Here is a 17,216-nt window from a genome sequence, read left to right on the forward strand (position 1 = left end):
AATCCCGCTGCGGGCAAGAGGCTCGGCCTCGACGCTCGCTCGGGTCGTTATCGGTGAGGCCTGATTTTCGCTAGAATGGCGCTTTTCTCGCTAGGCGATTCTGAATGAGCATCGGTGACCTGATTCGTCTTCTGGGCGATGGCAACTATCACTCTGGGCAGCAGTTGGGTGAGCGGTTGGGCGTGTCGCGCACGGCCGTGTGGAAGCAGCTCAAGAAGCTAGAAGCGATGGACCTTCCCCTGGAGGCGGTCAAGGGGCGCGGCTACCGTCTGGTCGATGCGTTGGAGTCGCTGGATGGCGCCCGTATCGTCTCTCGGCTCTCGGCAGAGCCTCGTCACCATCTCAAGCGTCTGTTCATCGAAGATGTACTGGATTCCACCAATACCTTCCTGCGTGAGCGTTTCCGTCACGGAGCGGGGCATGGCGAGGTCTGCCTGGCCGAAAGCCAGACCGCGGGCAGAGGGCGGCGAGGCAAGTCCTGGAGCACGAGCTGGGGGCGTAGTCTGATCCTGTCGCTGGGTTGGCGCTTCGATTCGGGTGTCGGGGCGCTGGAGGGCTTGAGTCTGGCCGTAGGCGTCGCGCTTGCCGAGGTGCTCGAGGATAGCGGAGCCGAGGTCGCGTTGAAGTGGCCGAATGATGTCCTGCTCAAGGTCGGTGACGAGTGGAGAAAACTCGCCGGGATCCTGCTCGAGGTTACAGGGGACGTCGAAGGGCCCTGCGAAGTCGTGATCGGTATCGGGTTGAATGTTGCGCTGAGTGATGCTGGACGCCAAGCCGCGGGACAGCCTGCGGGTGCGCTGAGTGATGTCATGGGGACGCCGTCGCGCAATGGGTTGGCTGCCTCTTTGATTGAAGCATTGCTGACGATGCTGCCCACCTTCGAATCCCGGGGATTCACCGCCTGGCGAGAGGGATGGAATCGGCGTCATGCCTATTCCGGGTGCTTGGTGAGGGTCCACCAAGGCAAGACCAGCTACGTTGCCAGGGCGACCGACGTTGATGCTAGCGGCAATCTGATCGTCGTAACCGACGCGGGAGAACGAGCCCTGATGGGCGGAGAGATCAGTATTCGCCTTGAATGATCACGTGCCGGTGCATGACGCTGCCCGCGTAGGTTGAAGACTGTGGGGCTCGGAAGAAAAAGCGTTGTCCAGGCTTGCATTCCTATCGCCGCTTTGACACAATGCGCCCCGCTTTGAACGCAAGGCCATCGTTGCTCGGCGCTGTTAGTCCAGTAAAAACAGAGGCTTGACATCGATGTGCGGCATAGTAGAATGTGCCGCCAGCCTGGAGGGGTTCCCGAGTGGCCAAAGGGAGCAGACTGTAAATCTGCCGCGAAAGCTTCGAAGGTTCGAATCCTTCCCCCTCCACCAGTTTTACCGGTCTGTTTCGGCAAGCCGGAACCAGAGCGGGTAGGCGGGTATAGTTCAATGGTAGAACCTCAGCCTTCCAAGCTGATGGTGCGGGTTCGATTCCCGCTACCCGCTCCATTTCGATGCGGTAGTGGTAGTAAGGCTCATGTAGCTCAGGGGTAGAGCACACCCTTGGTAAGGGTGAGGTCGACGGTTCAAATCCGTCCATGAGCTCCATTGCTTGGTGTCGGAACGATGCGTCAATGGCGAGCCGAGGCTCGCTTTTTTGGTGGCAAGAGAAAATTGCTGTGGCGGGATTGCTTTTACCCGTGTCTCTTCGCTATCATAGCGCCCTCCAAATTTCCGGGTGCTTCTCGGAAGTGTAGTTGCAGGCCAGTAGCTCAATTGGCAGAGCAGCGGTCTCCAAAACCGCAGGTTGGGGGTTCGATTCCCTCCTGGCCTGCCAGTCTTCCCCAGGCTGGCTGATATTTGATACCTTGTCATGTTCGCTTGCCGCGCCTTGAGTCGAGGAGTTTTCATGAAGCACAACGCCGAGGTGCAGGAGTCTCGCTACGATATCCCGAAATGGATTGTCGTGGTGTTGCTGCTTGCTGTCGCGGTCGGGGGGAATGCCTGGTTCGCCGATCAGGCATTGCTGTATCGCGTGCTGGGCGTCGTTGTCGTCTGCGGCGTTGCCGCTGCCATAGCGCTGACCACCGCCAAGGGGCGGGCGCTGATGGAGCTCGCGCGTGGGTCCAAGCGCGAGATTCAGCGCGTCGTATGGCCGACCCGGCAGGAAACCGTGCAGACGACATTGATCGTTCTGGCGGCAGTGCTGGTCGTCGGTCTGTTGCTGTGGCTCATCGATACCGTCCTCGGTTGGGCGATGTCCGGAATCATTGGCTAGGAGTTTTCATGTCCAAGCGTTGGTACGTCGTTCACGCCTATTCCGGATTCGAGAAGCAGGTCATGCGCTCACTGATCGAGCGCGTCAAACTGTATGGCGTCGAAGATCAGTTCGGTGAGATTCTGGTACCGACCGAAGAAGTCGTCGAGATGCGCGACGGCAAGCGCCGCAAGAGCGAGCGCAAATTCTATCCCGGCTACGTGCTGGTCGAGATGGAGATGAACGAGCAGACCTGGCATCTCGTCAACGAAACGCCGCGTGTCATGGGGTTTATTGGCGGTACGCCCGAAAAGCCGGCGCCGATCACGCAGAAAGAGGCCGAGGCCATTCTGCGTCGTGTGCAGGACGGTACCGACAAGCCTCGCCCCAAGACACTCTTCGAGCCGGGCGAAACCGTCCGCGTCGTCGACGGTCCGTTCGCCGATTTCAACGGCGTGGTCGAAGAAGTCAATTACGAGAAGAGCCGGCTGCAGGTCAGCGTGCTGATCTTCGGTCGTTCGACGCCGGTCGAGCTCGAGTTCGCTCAGGTTGTCAAAGACTAATCATCATTGAGAAGGCGTGATGTCCGCGGTGTCACGCTACCGACGCTGGCCAGCGTGCCGGCTGAACCGGGGAGCCGCAAGGCGTTCGTACCCAACTGGAGTCCCATATGGCTAAGAAAGTTCAGGCCTACATCAAGCTGCAGGTTGCAGCCGGTAAGGCCAATCCGAGTCCGCCCGTCGGCCCCGCGCTGGGTCAGCATGGCGTCAACATCATGGAGTTCTGCAAGGCATTCAACGCTGCAACCCAGGATGTCGAGCCCGGCCTGCCCACGCCGGTCGTGATCACGGTCTATAGCGATCGCAGCTTTACTTTTGTCACCAAGACGCCGCCGGCTGCCGTGCTGCTGAAGAAAGCTGCCGGTATCAAGTCCGGCTCTGGTGTGCCGAACAAGACCAAGGTCGGCACCGTGACCCGTGAGCAGCTCGAAGAGATCGCCAAGACCAAGGAGCCGGATCTGACGGCTTCCGATCTCGATGCTGCCGTTCGTACCATCGCCGGTAGCGCCCGTAGCATGGGCCTCAACGTGGAGGGTCTCTGATCATGGCGAAGCTGACAAAACGCGCTCAGATGATCCGCGAGAAGGTCGAGCCGGGTAAGGTCTATAGCCTGGAAGAAGCCGTGGCACTGCTGTCCGAGCTGTCGACCGTCAAGTTCAAGGAAGCGGTCGAAGTCGCCATCAACCTGGGCGTCGATCCGCGTAAATCCGATCAGGTCGTGCGTGGTGCTACCGTGCTGCCGAATGGCACCGGTAAAGACGTGCGCGTCGCCGTGTTCGCTCAGGGTGCTGCTGCGGACGCCGCCAAGGAAGCCGGTGCCGACATCGTCGGTATGGACGACCTGGCCGACGAGGTCAAGAAGGGCAACCTGGACTTCGACGTTGTCGTTGCCGCTCCCGATGCCATGCGTGTCGTCGGTCAGCTGGGCCAGATCCTCGGTCCGCGCGGTCTGATGCCGAACCCGAAGGTCGGCACCGTGACCCCCGACGTGGCGACTGCGGTCAAGAACGCCAAGGCCGGTCAGGTGCGCTTCCGTACCGACAAGAACGGCATCATCCATGCCTCGATCGGTAAGGTGGACTTCCCTGCCGACGCGCTCAAGGGCAATCTCGAAGCGCTGGTCAACGACCTCAAGCGCCTCAAGCCGAGCACGTCCAAAGGCATCTATTTCAAGAAACTGACCCTGTCCAGCACCATGGGCCCGGGTCTGACCGTCGATCACAGCGCTTACGCGTGATCGGCGAAAACCAGGCAGTAACTTTGCGGTCCCCGTGCGCTGTCTCGAGAGGGGTGGTTAGGGGCGGGGCGCCGTCAAAGACCGCAGGTGCTGGCTGTTAAGCTGGCTTAATTTCCCGGGATTCGTCCGCACGGGATGCCTGCGCAGATGGTGAGGCTCGCCGAATCAGGTGCGCTGCCATCGTCCAAGACTTCCATCGTGGTTCAGGTGGAAGAGATGGTAACCACCGGGTTGCGACATCGTCGCCCCGGCACGAAGGAGTGAATACAGTGGCATTAAGACTCGAAGGCAAGAAGGCGATTGTTGCTGAGGTCAGTGAAGCCGCTAAGGACGCTCTCTCCGTCGTGGTTGCCGATTCCCGCGGTGTCACCGTTGGCGCAATGACCGATCTGCGCAAACAGGCTCGCGAGAATGGCGTCCAGATCCGTGTTGTCCGCAACACGCTGGCACGCCGCGCTTTGGAAGGTACTCCTTGGGAGTGCCTCAACGACAGCTTCGTCGGTCCGACTCTGCTGGCTTTCTCCAACGAGCACCCGGGCGCTGCCGCTCGTCTGTTCAAGGAGTTCGCCAAGAACGAGAAGGAATTCGAAGTCAAGGCGCTGGCCTACGAAGGTGAGCTGATCCCGGCTTCCGATATCGATCGTCTGGCAACGCTGCCGACTTACGAGGAAGCACTGGCCAAGCTGATGTCCGTCATGAAGGAAGCTTCTGCCGGCAAGCTGGCCCGTACCCTCGCGGCACTGCGCGACAAGAAGCAGGAAGAAGCGGAAGCGGCCTGAGCCGACTTTCCGCCTCGCGCTGGCTTGAATTGAACATCATCGAGTGGCTGGCCTGCTGGTCGTCGCTCCGCAAAGTTAGGAATAGATAACATGGCACTGACTCAAGAAGACATCATCAACGCCGTTGCTGAAATGTCCGTGATGGAAGTCGCGGAACTGGTTTCTGCAATGGAAGAAAAGTTCGGCGTTTCCGCCGCTGCAGCCGTCGTCGCCGGTCCGGCCGGTGGTGAAGCTGCCGCTGCCGAAGAGCAGACCGAGTTCGCGCTGGTGTTGACCGCCGCTGGTGACAAGAAAGTCAACGTCATCAAGGTTGTCCGCGAAATCACCGGCCTGGGCCTGAAAGAAGCCAAGGGTGCCGTCGACGGCGCACCGGCGACTATCAAGGAAGGTCTGTCCAAGGACGACGCCGAAGAAGCCAAGAAGAAGCTGGAAGAAGCTGGCGCTTCCGTGGAGCTCAAGTAACCCTGTGTTCACGGCTTCACGCGCTGCGTAAGCGCCACGGCTGGTGGCGGGCCTACCCGCTGCCGGCCTTTTTCTGTTTTTGCTAGCCTGGCGTTAGTACTCCTGACTCAAGATTTCTCTGACTCAGGGCTGTATGGCCACTAGACGAATTCCGACGGCGAGCTCCCCCAGCGGGAGGCTTGCCGTCAGCGCCTAACGGGGTTTCCCCCGTTGGGGAGCGCCGACCACGCACCGGTCACCCATGGTGAACAAGCTGGGGAATACAGATGGCTTACTCATACACTGAGAAAAAACGCATCCGCAAGGATTTCGGCAAACTGCCTCAAGTAATGGATGTGCCCTACCTGCTGGCCATCCAGCTTGATTCCTACTACGACTTCCTCCAGCAGGACCGGGCGCCGGAAGCACGTCTCGAGACCGGTCTCCACGCGGCCTTCAAGTCCGTGTTCCCGATCGAGAGCTTTTCAGGCAACGCGGCGCTCGAATACGTGAGCTACCGTTTCGGCACGCCGGCCTTCGACGTCAAGGAATGCCAGCTGCGCGGCGTGACCTACTCGGCTCCGTTGCGTGTCAAGGTGCGCCTGATCATCTACGACAAGGAGTCGTCGAACAAGGCCATCAAGGACATCAAGGAGCAGGAAGTCTACATGGGGGAAATCCCCCTGATGACCGAGAACGGTACCTTCGTCGTCAACGGTACCGAGCGTGTCATCGTCTCCCAACTCCACCGCTCGCCGGGTGTGTTCTTCGATCACGACAAGGGCAAGAGCCACTCCTCCGGGAAGCTGCTTTACTCCGCGCGTATCATTCCTTACCGCGGCTCCTGGCTGGACTTCGAGTTCGATCCGAAGGACAACGTCTTCGTGCGTATCGACCGTCGCCGCAAGTTGCCGGCGACCGTGCTGCTGCGCGCGCTCGGCATGAACGCCGAAGAGATCCTCGAGACCTTCTTCGACACCAGCACCTTCCACATCGAGCCCGATGGCGTCTACGTGGAGCTGGTGCCGTCGCGCCTGCGTGGTGAAACCGCGACCTTCGACATCAAGGACAATGACGGCAACGTCATCGTCGAGGAAGGTCGCCGCATCACCCAGAAGCATATCCGTCAGTTGGAGAAGGCCGGTCTCGAGCGCCTGCAGGTGCCGATGGACTACCTGTTCGGCAAGACCCTGGCCAGGGATCAGGTCGACGCCAACACCGGCGAGCTGATCTGCGAGTGCAACACCGAGCTGACCCCGGAACTGCTCGAGAAATTGGGGCAGGGCGGCGTCACGCGTCTGGAGACGCTCTACACCAACGACCTGGACGCCGGTTCGTTCATCTCCGACACGCTGAAGATCGACACCACCCGCTCCGAACTCGAAGCGCTGGTCGAGATCTACCGCATGATGCGCCCGGGCGAGCCGCCGACCAAGGAAGCGGCCGAGACGCTGTTTCACAATCTGTTCTTCACCGAAGATCGCTACGACCTGTCGGGCGTCGGCCGGATGAAGTTCAACCGTCGCCTGCGCCGCGAGTCCGACACCGGTTCCGGCGTGCTCGACAATCAGGACATTCTCGATGTCCTCAAGGAACTGATCAATATCCGTAACGGCTTCGGTGAAGTCGACGATATCGATCACCTCGGCAACCGTCGTATCCGTTGCGTCGGCGAGATGGCGGAAAACCAGTTCCGCGTCGGTCTGGTACGCGTCGAGCGTGCGGTCAAGGAGCGCCTCTCCATGGCCGAGAGCGAAGGCCTGATGCCGCAGGACCTGATCAACGCCAAGCCGGTGGCGGCGGCGGTCAAGGAGTTCTTCGGCTCCTCGCAGCTGTCCCAGTTCATGGACCAGAACAACCCGCTCTCCGAGGTCACCCACAAGCGTCGTGTCTCGGCCTTGGGCCCGGGCGGTCTGACCCGTGAGCGTGCCGGCTTCGAAGTGCGCGACGTTCACGCCACGCACTACGGCCGCCTGTGTCCGATCGAGACGCCGGAAGGCCCGAACATCGGCCTGATCAACTCGCTGGCGACCTACTCCAAGACCAACAGCTACGGCTTCCTCGAGACGCCGTATCGCAAGGTGGTCGATCGTCAGATCACCGACGAGGTGGTGCATCTGTCGGCGATCGAGGAGGGCGATTACATCATCGCCCAGGCTTCCGCCACGGTGGATGAGAGCGGCAAGCTGATCGACGATCTGGTGCAGGTGCGCCACAAGGGCGAAACCACCTTCATGGCGCCGGACAAGGTCACGCTGATGGACGTGTCGCCGCGTCAGGTGGTTTCGGTGGCGGCGGCGCTGATTCCGTTCCTCGAGCACGACGATGCCAACCGCGCGCTGATGGGCTCGAACATGCAGCGCCAGGCGGTGCCGACCCTGCGTGCCGACAAGCCGCTCGTCGGCACCGGCATGGAGCGCTTCGTCGCGCGTGACTCCGGCGTCTGCGCCGTGGCGCGCCGCGGCGGGGTGATCGACTCGGTCGACGCCAAGCGCATCGTGGTGCGGATCAACGAAGACGAGATCATCGGCGGTGAGGCCGGGGTCGACATCTACAACCTGACCAAGTACGTGCGTTCGAACCAGAACACCTGCCAGAACCAGCGTCCGATCGTTCGTCCGGGCGACGTCGTCGCGCGCGGCGATATCCTTGCCGACGGTCCGTCCGTCGACATGGGCGACCTGGCCCTGGGGCAGAACATGCGCCTCGCGTTCATGCCGTGGAATGGCTACAACTTCGAGGACTCGATCCTCGTCTCCGAGCGCGTGGTCGAGGATGATCGTTTCACCACGATCCATATCCAGGAACTGACCTGCGTCTCCCGCGACACCAAGCTGGGCGCGGAGGAGATCACCTCCGATATCCCCAACGTCGGTGAGTCGGCGCTGGCCAAGCTGGACGAGGCCGGTGTGGTCTACATCGGAGCCGAAGTCGGCGCCGGCGACATCCTGGTCGGCAAGGTGACGCCGAAGGGCGAAACCCAGCTGACGCCGGAGGAGAAGCTGCTGCGCGCGATCTTCGGCGAGAAGGCCTCCGACGTGAAGGACACCTCGCTGCGCGCGCCGACCGGCATGCGCGGTACCGTCATCGACGTGCAGGTGTTTACCCGCGACGGCGTCGAAAAGGATTCGCGTGCCCTCTCCATCGAGCAGCAGCAGCTCGACGAGGTGCGCCGCGATCTGCAGGAGACCTACCGCATCGCCGAGGACGCCACTTTCGAGCGTCTCAAGCGCACGCTGGAAGGCCAGCCGGTCAACGGCGGTCCGAAGCTGAAGAAGGGCGACTTGCTGAGCGAGGACTATCTCGACGAACTGCCGCGTCAGCAGTGGTTCAAGCTGCGCCTGCAGGACGAGAGCCTCAACGAACTGCTGGCCCAGGCCGACGAGCAACTGGAGAACCGCCGCAAGGAGATGGACGAGCGTTTCGAGGACAAGAAGCGCAAGCTCACTCAGGGCGACGATCTGGCGCCGGGCGTGCTCAAGATCGTCAAGGTCTATCTGGCGGTCAAGCGTCGCATCCAGCCGGGCGACAAGATGGCCGGCCGCCACGGTAACAAGGGCGTCATCTCCGCGATCATGCCGATCGAGGACATGCCCTTCGACGCCAACGGCGAACCGGTCGACGTGGTGCTCAACCCGCTGGGCGTGCCGTCGCGCATGAACGTCGGTCAGATCCTCGAGACCCACCTGGGCATGGCCGCCCGCGGTCTCGGGGTCAAGATCGACCGCATGCTGCGCGATGCGCGCGAGCAGCAGATCGGCGAGATCCGCGAGTTCCTGAAGCAGGTCTACAACACGCCGGGTACGCGCCAGGAAGACATCGACTCGCTCTCCGACGACGAGATCATCACCCTGGCCAAGAACCTGCGCGGTGGTGTGCCGATCGCGACGCCGGTGTTCGACGGTGCCAAGGAGCACGAGATCAAGCATCTGCTGAAGCTCGCCGATCTGCCGGAATCCGGCCAGATGACGCTCTACGACGGGCGTACCGGCGAGGCATTCGATCGCCCGGTGACCGTGGGCTATATGTACATGCTCAAGCTCAACCACCTGGTCGACGACAAGATGCACGCGCGTTCCACCGGCTCGTACTCGTTGGTCACCCAGCAGCCGCTGGGCGGCAAGGCGCAGTTCGGCGGCCAGCGCTTCGGCGAGATGGAGGTGTGGGCACTCGAGGCGTACGGCGCCGCCTACACCCTGCAGGAGATGCTCACGGTCAAGTCGGACGACGTCGAAGGCCGCACCAAGATGTACAAGAGCATCGTGGATGGCGACCACACCATGCAGGCCGGTATGCCGGAATCCTTCAATGTGCTGGTGAAGGAGATCCGCTCGCTGGGTATCGACATCGAATTGGAAAGCTGAGACCGGCACAGTCGATCGAAAGCGACGGTTTGCGGGGCGGGCGAGTGATTCGCCGCCCCGCTCATGACAACTCCGCAACGGAGCGATCCCATGAAAGATTTGGTGAAAGTCCTCAAGTCACAGGCGCAATCTGACGAGTTCGACGCGATCAAGATCACGCTCGCGTCGCCGGATATGATTCGCTCCTGGTCCTACGGCGAAGTCAAGAAGCCGGAGACCATCAACTACCGTACGTTCAAACCCGAGCGTGACGGTCTGTTCTGCGCCAAGATCTTCGGACCGGTCAAGGATTACGAGTGCTTGTGCGGCAAGTACAAGCGCATGAAGCATCGCGGCATCATCTGCGAGAAGTGCGGCGTCGAAGTCACCAAGGCGGCGGTGCGGCGCGAGCGCATGGGCCACATCGAGCTGGCCTCGCCGGTCGCGCACATCTGGTTCTTGAAATCGCTGCCCTCGCGCATCGGCATGTTCCTCGACATGACCCTGCGCGACATCGAGCGGGTGCTCTATTTCGAGTCGTTCGTGGTCATCGATCCGGGCATGACCACGCTCGAGCGCGGTCAGCTGCTCAACGATGAGCAGTACTTCGAGGCGCTGGAAGAGTTCGGCGACGACTTCGACGCGCGCATGGGCGCCGAAGCGGTCCAGGCGCTGCTCAAGGACATCGATCTGGAGGAAGAGATCGAGCGTCTGCGTGAAGAGATCCCGCAGACCAACTCCGACACCAAGATCAAGAAGCTCTCCAAGCGCTTGAAGCTGCTGGAAGCCTTCTACAAGTCCGGCAATGCGCCGGCGTGGATGGTGATGGAAGTGCTGCCGGTGCTGCCGCCGGACCTGCGTCCGCTGGTGCCGCTGGACGGCGGCCGTTTCGCGACCTCGGATCTCAACGATCTGTATCGTCGCGTGATCAACCGCAACAATCGCCTCAAGCGTCTGCTCGATCTCAATGCGCCGGACATCATCGTGCGCAACGAGAAGCGCATGCTGCAGGAGTCGGTCGACGCGCTGCTCGACAACGGTCGTCGCGGTCGCGCCATCACCGGTTCCAACAAGCGTCCGTTGAAGTCGCTGGCCGACATGATCAAGGGCAAGCAGGGGCGCTTCCGTCAGAACCTGCTGGGCAAGCGCGTCGACTATTCCGGTCGTTCGGTCATCACCGTCGGTCCGACCCTGCGCCTGCACCAGTGCGGTCTGCCGAAGAAGATGGCGCTCGAGCTGTTCAAGCCGTTCATCTATTCCAAGCTGCAGGCGAGCGGCCAGGCGTCCACCATCAAGGCTGCCAAGAAGATGGTCGAGCGCGAGCTGCCGGAAGTGTGGGACATTCTCGCCGACGTCATCCGCGAGCATCCGGTCCTGCTCAACCGCGCGCCGACGCTGCACCGCCTGGGTATCCAGGCGTTCGAGCCGCTGCTCATCGAAGGCAAGGCGATCCAGCTGCACCCGCTGGTCTGTGCGGCCTACAACGCCGACTTCGACGGTGACCAGATGGCCGTCCACGTACCGCTGACGCTGGAATCCCAGCTCGAAGCGCGTGCGCTGATGATGTCGACCAACAACGTGCTGTCACCGGCCAACGGCGAACCGATCATCGTGCCGTCGCAGGACGTCGTGCTGGGTCTTTACTACATGACCCGCGAGCGCATCGGCGCCAAGGGAGAAGGCAAGGCGTTCTCCAACCTGAACGAGCTGGACCGTGCCTTCGCCACCCAGAACGTGTCGCTGCATGCACGGGTCAAGGTGCGCCTGACCGAGTGGCTGTCCGACGAGAAAGACGGCGAGGTCACCGAGCTGACCGAAACGACGTCGATCAAGGAAACCACCGTCGGTCGTGCGTTGCTGTTCCGCATCCTGCCGAAGGGCATGCCGTTCGAGCTGGTCGACCGGCCGATGAAGAAGAAGGCGATCTCCGGCCTGATCAACGCGGTCTACCGCCGTGCCGGCCTGAAGGACGCAGTCATCTTCGCCGACCAGCTGATGTACACCGGCTTCCGTCTGGCGACCTGGTCCGGTGCCTCCATCGGCGTCAACGACTTCGTCATTCCCGACGAGAAGAAGGCGATCGTCGAGGCGGCCGAGGAGGAGGTCAAGGAGATCGAGGATCAGTTCTCCTCCGGTCTCGTCACCGCCGGCGAGAAGTACAACAAGGTCATCGACATCTGGTCCAAGGCCAACGACAAGGTGGCCAAGGCGATGATGGCGGGTATCTCGAAGGAGACCGCGATCGACCGCGACGGCAACGAAGTCGAGCAGGACTCGTTCAACAGCGTGTTCATCATGGCCGACTCCGGGGCGCGTGGTAGTGCCGCCCAGATCCGTCAGCTGGCCGGTATGCGTGGCCTGATGGCGAAGCCGGACGGCTCGATCATCGAGACGCCGATCACCGCCAACTTCCGTGAAGGGCTGAACGTATTGCAGTACTTCATCTCGACTCACGGTGCGCGTAAGGGTCTGGCGGATACGGCGCTCAAGACCGCCAACTCCGGTTACCTGACCCGGCGTCTGGTCGACGTGGCCCAGGATCTGGTGATCACCGAGCACGATTGCGGCACCGAGGAAGGGCTGACGCTGCATCCGGTCATCGAAGGCGGTGACGTCATCGTCTCGCTGGCGCAGCGTGTGCTGGGCCGCGTGGTGGCTCGGGACGTCATCGACCCGCAGACCGAAGACGTGCTGATTCCGAAGGGAACGCTGCTCGACGAGTCCTGGTGCGAGAAGCTCGATACCATGGGCGTCGACGAGATCGTGGTGCGCAGCCCGATCACCTGCGAGACCGCTCACGGCGTCTGCTCGGCCTGTTACGGTCGCGACCTGGCGCGGGGCCACCAGGCCAATATCGGCGAGGCGGTTGGCGTCATCGCCGCGCAGTCGATCGGTGAGCCGGGTACCCAGTTGACCATGCGTACGTTCCACATCGGCGGTGCCGCTTCGCGGGCTTCCGCGGTCGACAGCGTGCAGGTCAAGCATGGCGGCACGGTTCGCCTGCACAACATCAAGTCGGTCGAGCGTGCCGATGGCAAGCTGGTGGTGGTTTCCCGCTCCAGCGCCCTGGCGGTGGCCGACGATCACGGCCGCGAGCGCGAGTACTACAAGCTGCCCTATGGTGCCGAGCTATCGGTCAAGGACGGCGACAAGGTCGACGGCGGCCAGTTGGTGGCGAAGTGGGATCCGCACACCCACCCGGTGGTTGCCGAGGTCAAGGGCAAGGCGCAGTTCACGGACATGACCGAAGGTCTGACCATGACGCGCACGGTCGACGAGATGACCGGTCTGTCCAACATCGAGGTGATCGAAGCGGCCAGCCGTCCGGCATCCGGTCGCGACAAGCGCCCGATGATCATGCTGGTGGGCGAGGACGGCAAGCACGTCACGCTGCCGGGTTCCAACACCCCGGTGCAGTATCTGCTGCCGGGTCGTGCCATCGTCTCGGTCGAGAACGGTGCCGAGATCGGTGTCGGCGAGGTCATCGCGCGTATCCCGCTGGAGGCGTCCGGCAACAAGGACATCACCGGTGGTCTGCCGCGCGTCGCCGACCTGTTCGAGGCGCGCAAGCCGAAGGAGCCGGCGATCCTCGCCGAGATCAGCGGCACGATCAGCTTCGGCAAGGAGACCAAGGGCAAGCGTCGTCTGACGATCACGCCGGAAGATGGCGATCCGTTGGAGATGCTGATCCCGAAATGGCGTCAGATCGGCGTGTTCGAGGGCGAGACGGTCGAGAAGGGCGAAGTCATCTCCGACGGCCCGAGCAACCCGCACGACATCCTGCGGCTGCTCGGCGTGGCGGAGCTGGCCAAGTACATCACCGTCGAGATCCAGGACGTCTATCGTCTGCAGGGCGTCAGCATCAACGACAAGCACATCGAAGTCATCGTGCGTCAGATGCTGCGCAAGGTCGAGATCACCGATGCCGGCGATTCGACGTTCATTCCCGGCGATCAGGTCGAACTGGTGCGTGTGCTCGAAGAGAATGCCCGTCTTGAGCAGGAGGAGAAGTTCCCGGCCAAGTACGAGCGTCTGCTGCTGGGCATCACCAAGGCCTCGCTGGCCACCGAGTCGTTCATCTCCGCGGCCTCGTTCCAGGAGACGACTCGCGTGCTGACCGAAGCGGCGGTGACCGGCAAGCGCGACTTCCTGCGCGGCCTCAAGGAAAACGTGGTGGTCGGTCGTCTGATCCCGGCCGGTACCGGTCTGGCCCACCACGAAGAGCGGCGTCGCAAGCGCGAGGAATCCGAGCGTACGTTGCACCCGTCGGCGTTCGACGTCGAGCAGGAGCTGGGTGCCCAGCTCACCGCGCTCGATGCCGATGACGACGATCTCTAAGTCGTGACCACTGGCTGCCCACCCAGCCCGGGTGGGCGGTCTTGACGGGTCTCGCGACAACTGATTAGAATGCGCAGCCTTTATGTGTGGGGCGGTACAACCTGCCCACGCGTAAGGCAAGGCAACCCATTGGAGTCAGCTAAACACTATGGCAACGATCAACCAGCTTGTGCGCAAGCCGCGCAAGCGCCCCGTCGAGACGAGTGACGTCCCGGCGCTGCAGGCTTGCCCGCAACGCCGCGGTGTCTGTACCCGCGTCTACACCACTACGCCGAAGAAGCCGAACTCGGCGCTGCGTAAGGTGTGTCGTGTGCGTCTCACCAACGGCTTCGAAGTCAGTTCCTACATCGGCGGTGAAGGCCACAACCTGCAGGAGCACTCCGTGGTCCTGATCCGTGGCGGCCGTGTCAAGGACTTGCCGGGTGTGCGTTATCACACCGTTCGCGGCGCTCTTGATACCTCCGGTGTCCAGAATCGTAAGCAGGGCCGTTCCAAGTACGGCACCAAGCGTCCCAAGGCGTGATGCCGGGGCGTTTTTCAAACTCATTATCGGTCAGATAAGAGTAAGGTCGGCCGGTTTCGCCCATGTGGCGATCCTTGGTGCCGGGTTTACCTGAACGACCCTTAACATCGAGGGCTTATCATGCCAAGAAGAAGAGTCGCCGCTAAGCGCGAGATCCTTCCCGATCCCAAGTTCGGAAGTGAGCGCCTGGCCAAGTTCATGAACCATCTGATGGTCAGCGGCAAAAAGTCCGTAGCTGAGCGCATCGTTTACGGTGCGTTGGACAGGGTTGCCGAGCGCGGTAAAGAAGCGCCGCTGGACATCTTCGACAAGGCGCTGGAAGCGATCCAGCCGATGGTCGAGGTCAAATCTCGCCGCGTGGGTGGTGCCACCTACCAGGTGCCGGTCGAAGTGCGTCCGTCTCGCCGTCAGGCGTTGGCGATGCGCTGGCTGGTCGATGCGGCTCGTAACCGCGGTGAAAAGACCATGGTGCAACGTCTTGCCGGCGAGATGCTGGATGCCGCCGAAGGCAAGGGCGCTGCCGTGAAGAAGCGTGAAGACGTGCATCGCATGGCAGATGCCAACAAGGCCTTCTCACACTACCGCTTCTAATCAACGGGGACTTTCATCGTGGCACGCAAGACACCACTTAAGCGTTATCGCAATATCGGTATCGTTGCCCACGTCGACGCCGGTAAAACCACCACGACCGAGCGTGTCCTGTTCTACACCGGCCTGTCCCACAAGGTAGGCGAAGTCCACGAAGGCGCTGCCGTCATGGACTGGATGGAGCAGGAGCAGGAGCGTGGCATCACGATCACCTCCGCGGCGACGACCTGCTTCTGGCAGGGCATGAACAAGCAGTTCGACGAGCACCGTATCAACATCATCGATACGCCGGGACACGTCGACTTCACCATCGAGGTCGAACGTTCGCTGCGCGTGCTCGACGGTGCCGTCGTCGTACTTTGCGGTTCTTCCGGCGTGCAGCCGCAGACCGAGACCGTCTGGCGTCAGGCCAACAAGTACGAAGTCCCGCGCATGGTGTTCGTCAACAAGATGGACCGCGCCGGTGCCGACTTCTACATGGTTCTGGATCAGCTGAAGGATCGTCTGGGCGCCAACGTCGTGCCGATCCAGATCAACTGGGGCGCGGAAGAGGACTTCAAGGGCGTCATCGATCTGATTCAGATGAAGGCGATCCTGTGGGACGAAGAGAACTTCGGCATGAACTACCAGCTGGTCGATATCCCGGCCGAGCTGCAGGAGACCGCCGAAAAGTATCGTGAGCAGATGGTCGAGGCCGCCGCCGAAGCCAACGAAGAGCTGATGGACAAGTACCTCGAAGAGGGCGATCTGTCCGAAGCCGACATCAAGGCCGGTCTGCGTGCGCGTACCCTGGCCAACGAAGTCGTTCTCGTCACCTGCGGTTCCGCATTCAAGAACAAGGGTGTCCAGGCCGTTCTGGATGGCGTCATCGAATACCTGCCGTCGCCGACCGAGGTCAAGGCGATCGAAGGTGAGCTCGACGACAAGGATGGCACCATCGCGACGCGTGAAGCCGACGATAACGCACCGTTTGCGGCGCTGGCATTCAAGATCGCGACCGATCCGTTCGTCGGCACGCTGACCTTCATGCGCGTCTATTCCGGCGTATTGAAGTCCGGCGACAGCGTCTTCAACTCCGTCAAGTCGAAGAAGGAGCGCGTCGGGCGTATCGTCCAGATGCACGCCAATTCGCGCGAGGAGATCAAAGAGGTCTACGCTGGCGACATCGCAGCCTGTATCGGCCTGAAGGACGTTACCACCGGTGACACGCTGTGCGATCCGGACGCCAAGATCGTCCTGGAGCGTATGGAATTCCCGGAGCCGGTCATCTCGGTGGCCGTCGAGCCGAAGTCCAAGGCCGACCAGGAGAAGATGGGCGTTGCGCTCGGCAAGCTGGCTCAGGAGGATCCGTCCTTCCGTGTCCAGACCGACGAGGAAACCGGCCAGACCATCATTTCCGGCATGGGCGAGTTGCACCTCGACATCATCGTCGACCGTATGCGTCGCGAGTTCAAGGTCGAGGCCAATATCGGCAAGCCGCAGGTTGCCTATCGCGAGACCATTCGCCAGTCGGTCGAGCAGGAAGGCAAGTTCGTTCGCCAGTCGGGTGGTCGTGGTCAGTACGGTCACGTCTGGCTTCGCATCGAGCCGCTGACGGACGAAGACAAGGGCGAGGACGAAGAAGAAGTCCACTTCAAGTTCGCGTCCGAGATCGTCGGTGGTGTGGTACCGAAAGAGTACGTGCCCGCCGTCGAGAAAGGGGCTTACGAGCAGCTCAAGAACGGCGTCATCGCCGGTTACCCGATGATCGACGTCAAGGTCACGCTGTTCGATGGCTCCTACCACGACGTGGACTCCAACGAGACCGCGTTCAAGGTCGCCTCATCCATGGCGATCAAGGAAGGTGCTCGCAAGGCTAAGGCCGTGTTGCTCGAGCCGGTGATGAAGGTCGAGGTCGTGACCCCGGAAGAGTTCATGGGTGACGTCATGGGCGACCTTAACCGCCGCCGTGGCCTTGTCCAGGGCATGGATGACTCTTCCTCCGGCAAGATCATTCGCGCCACGGTTCCGTTGGCTGAGATGTTCGGTTACGCGACCGATCTGCGTTCTCAGACCCAGGGACGCGCAAGCTACACCATGGAGTTTGCGAATTACGAAGAGGCGCCCTCCAGCGTCGTTGATGCCGTCATCAATCAGAACGGTTAACCGTTAGCTAACGTAAAGAGGTTA

General features: G+C 61.7%; 12 protein-coding genes and 4 tRNA genes. All 16 read left to right on the top strand.

Translation table 11 applies throughout. The features are described 5' to 3' along the window. Window positions 1-104 precede the first annotated feature (104 nt). The 16 genes from DOM57_RS06805 to fusA all read left to right on the top strand — a co-directional run bounded on the left by DOM57_RS06805 (window position 105) and on the right by fusA (window position 17,192). Window positions 105-1,082: a biotin--[acetyl-CoA-carboxylase] ligase gene (locus DOM57_RS06805; protein WP_110648485.1), complete on the top strand. Its 978-nt coding sequence runs from the start codon at window positions 105-107 to the stop codon at window positions 1,080-1,082. 207 nt (window positions 1,083-1,289) lie between these two features. Continuing rightward, window positions 1,290-1,373, top strand: a tRNA-Tyr gene (locus DOM57_RS06810). Window positions 1,374-1,416: 43 nt separating this feature from the next. Further along, window positions 1,417-1,490: transfer RNA gene (locus tag DOM57_RS06815), tRNA-Gly, on the top strand. A 24-nt stretch (window positions 1,491-1,514) separates the two neighbouring features. Next, window positions 1,515-1,589: transfer RNA gene (locus DOM57_RS06820), tRNA-Thr, on the top strand. Between the two features lie 153 nt (window positions 1,590-1,742). Continuing rightward, window positions 1,743-1,818, top strand: a tRNA-Trp gene (locus DOM57_RS06825). 72 nt (window positions 1,819-1,890) lie between these two features. Then, a complete protein-coding gene (gene secE / locus DOM57_RS06830) occupies window positions 1,891-2,259 on the top strand; it encodes a preprotein translocase subunit SecE (protein ID WP_110648486.1) in 369 nt (122 codons plus the stop codon). A gap of 8 nt (window positions 2,260-2,267) precedes the next feature. After that, a complete protein-coding gene (gene nusG, locus DOM57_RS06835; protein ID WP_110648487.1) occupies window positions 2,268-2,801 on the top strand; it encodes a transcription termination/antitermination protein NusG in 534 nt (177 codons plus the stop codon). A gap of 107 nt (window positions 2,802-2,908) precedes the next feature. After that, window positions 2,909-3,340: a 50S ribosomal protein L11 gene (gene rplK, locus DOM57_RS06840; protein WP_110648488.1), complete on the top strand. Its 432-nt coding sequence runs from the start codon at window positions 2,909-2,911 to the stop codon at window positions 3,338-3,340. 2 nt (window positions 3,341-3,342) lie between these two features. Continuing rightward, window positions 3,343-4,035, top strand: coding sequence for a 50S ribosomal protein L1 (rplA, locus tag DOM57_RS06845; RefSeq protein WP_110648489.1), 693 nt, complete (start codon window positions 3,343-3,345; stop codon window positions 4,033-4,035). Between the two features lie 269 nt (window positions 4,036-4,304). Then, complete coding sequence (gene rplJ, locus DOM57_RS06850; protein ID WP_110648490.1) at window positions 4,305-4,814, top strand: 50S ribosomal protein L10; 510 nt, start codon at window positions 4,305-4,307, stop codon at window positions 4,812-4,814. Window positions 4,815-4,904: 90 nt separating this feature from the next. Beyond that, window positions 4,905-5,276: a 50S ribosomal protein L7/L12 gene (rplL, locus tag DOM57_RS06855; protein ID WP_110648491.1), complete on the top strand. Its 372-nt coding sequence runs from the start codon at window positions 4,905-4,907 to the stop codon at window positions 5,274-5,276. A gap of 266 nt (window positions 5,277-5,542) precedes the next feature. Beyond that, window positions 5,543-9,619: a DNA-directed RNA polymerase subunit beta gene (rpoB, locus tag DOM57_RS06860; protein WP_110648492.1), complete on the top strand. Its 4,077-nt coding sequence runs from the start codon at window positions 5,543-5,545 to the stop codon at window positions 9,617-9,619. 90 nt (window positions 9,620-9,709) lie between these two features. Continuing rightward, complete coding sequence (rpoC, locus tag DOM57_RS06865) at window positions 9,710-13,936, top strand: DNA-directed RNA polymerase subunit beta' (RefSeq protein WP_110648493.1); 4,227 nt, start codon at window positions 9,710-9,712, stop codon at window positions 13,934-13,936. A 148-nt stretch (window positions 13,937-14,084) separates the two neighbouring features. Next, on the top strand, window positions 14,085-14,459 hold the full coding sequence (rpsL, locus tag DOM57_RS06870; protein WP_035470357.1) for a 30S ribosomal protein S12: 375 nt from the start codon (window positions 14,085-14,087) through the stop codon (window positions 14,457-14,459). A 120-nt stretch (window positions 14,460-14,579) separates the two neighbouring features. After that, window positions 14,580-15,050, top strand: a complete 471-nt coding sequence (rpsG, locus tag DOM57_RS06875; protein WP_110648494.1) for a 30S ribosomal protein S7 — start codon at window positions 14,580-14,582, stop codon at window positions 15,048-15,050. Between the two features lie 18 nt (window positions 15,051-15,068). Next, on the top strand, window positions 15,069-17,192 hold the full coding sequence (gene fusA, locus DOM57_RS06880) for an elongation factor G (protein WP_110648495.1): 2,124 nt from the start codon (window positions 15,069-15,071) through the stop codon (window positions 17,190-17,192). The last annotated feature ends 24 nt before the right edge of the window (window positions 17,193-17,216 follow it).

The sequence above is a fragment of the Salinicola peritrichatus genome (assembly GCF_003206715.1).
In the GTDB taxonomy this organism is placed as follows: Bacteria; Pseudomonadota; Gammaproteobacteria; order Pseudomonadales; family Halomonadaceae; genus Salinicola; species Salinicola peritrichatus.

Bases quoted from the DNA above. Each gene is read 5' to 3' on its own strand.
- DOM57_RS06805 (WP_110648485.1), top strand. From the start codon at position 105: ATGAGCATCGGTGACCTGATTCGTCTTCTGGGCGATGGCAACTATCAC.
- secE (WP_110648486.1), top strand. From the start codon at position 1,891: ATGAAGCACAACGCCGAGGTGCAGGAGTCTCGCTACGATATCCCGAAA.
- nusG (WP_110648487.1), top strand. From the start codon at position 2,268: ATGTCCAAGCGTTGGTACGTCGTTCACGCCTATTCCGGATTCGAGAAG.
- rplK (WP_110648488.1), top strand. From the start codon at position 2,909: ATGGCTAAGAAAGTTCAGGCCTACATCAAGCTGCAGGTTGCAGCCGGT.
- rplA (WP_110648489.1), top strand. From the start codon at position 3,343: ATGGCGAAGCTGACAAAACGCGCTCAGATGATCCGCGAGAAGGTCGAG.
- rplL (WP_110648491.1), top strand. From the start codon at position 4,905: ATGGCACTGACTCAAGAAGACATCATCAACGCCGTTGCTGAAATGTCC.
- rpoB (WP_110648492.1), top strand. From the start codon at position 5,543: ATGGCTTACTCATACACTGAGAAAAAACGCATCCGCAAGGATTTCGGC.
- rpoC (WP_110648493.1), top strand. From the start codon at position 9,710: ATGAAAGATTTGGTGAAAGTCCTCAAGTCACAGGCGCAATCTGACGAG.
- rpsL (WP_035470357.1), top strand. From the start codon at position 14,085: ATGGCAACGATCAACCAGCTTGTGCGCAAGCCGCGCAAGCGCCCCGTC.
- rpsG (WP_110648494.1), top strand. From the start codon at position 14,580: ATGCCAAGAAGAAGAGTCGCCGCTAAGCGCGAGATCCTTCCCGATCCC.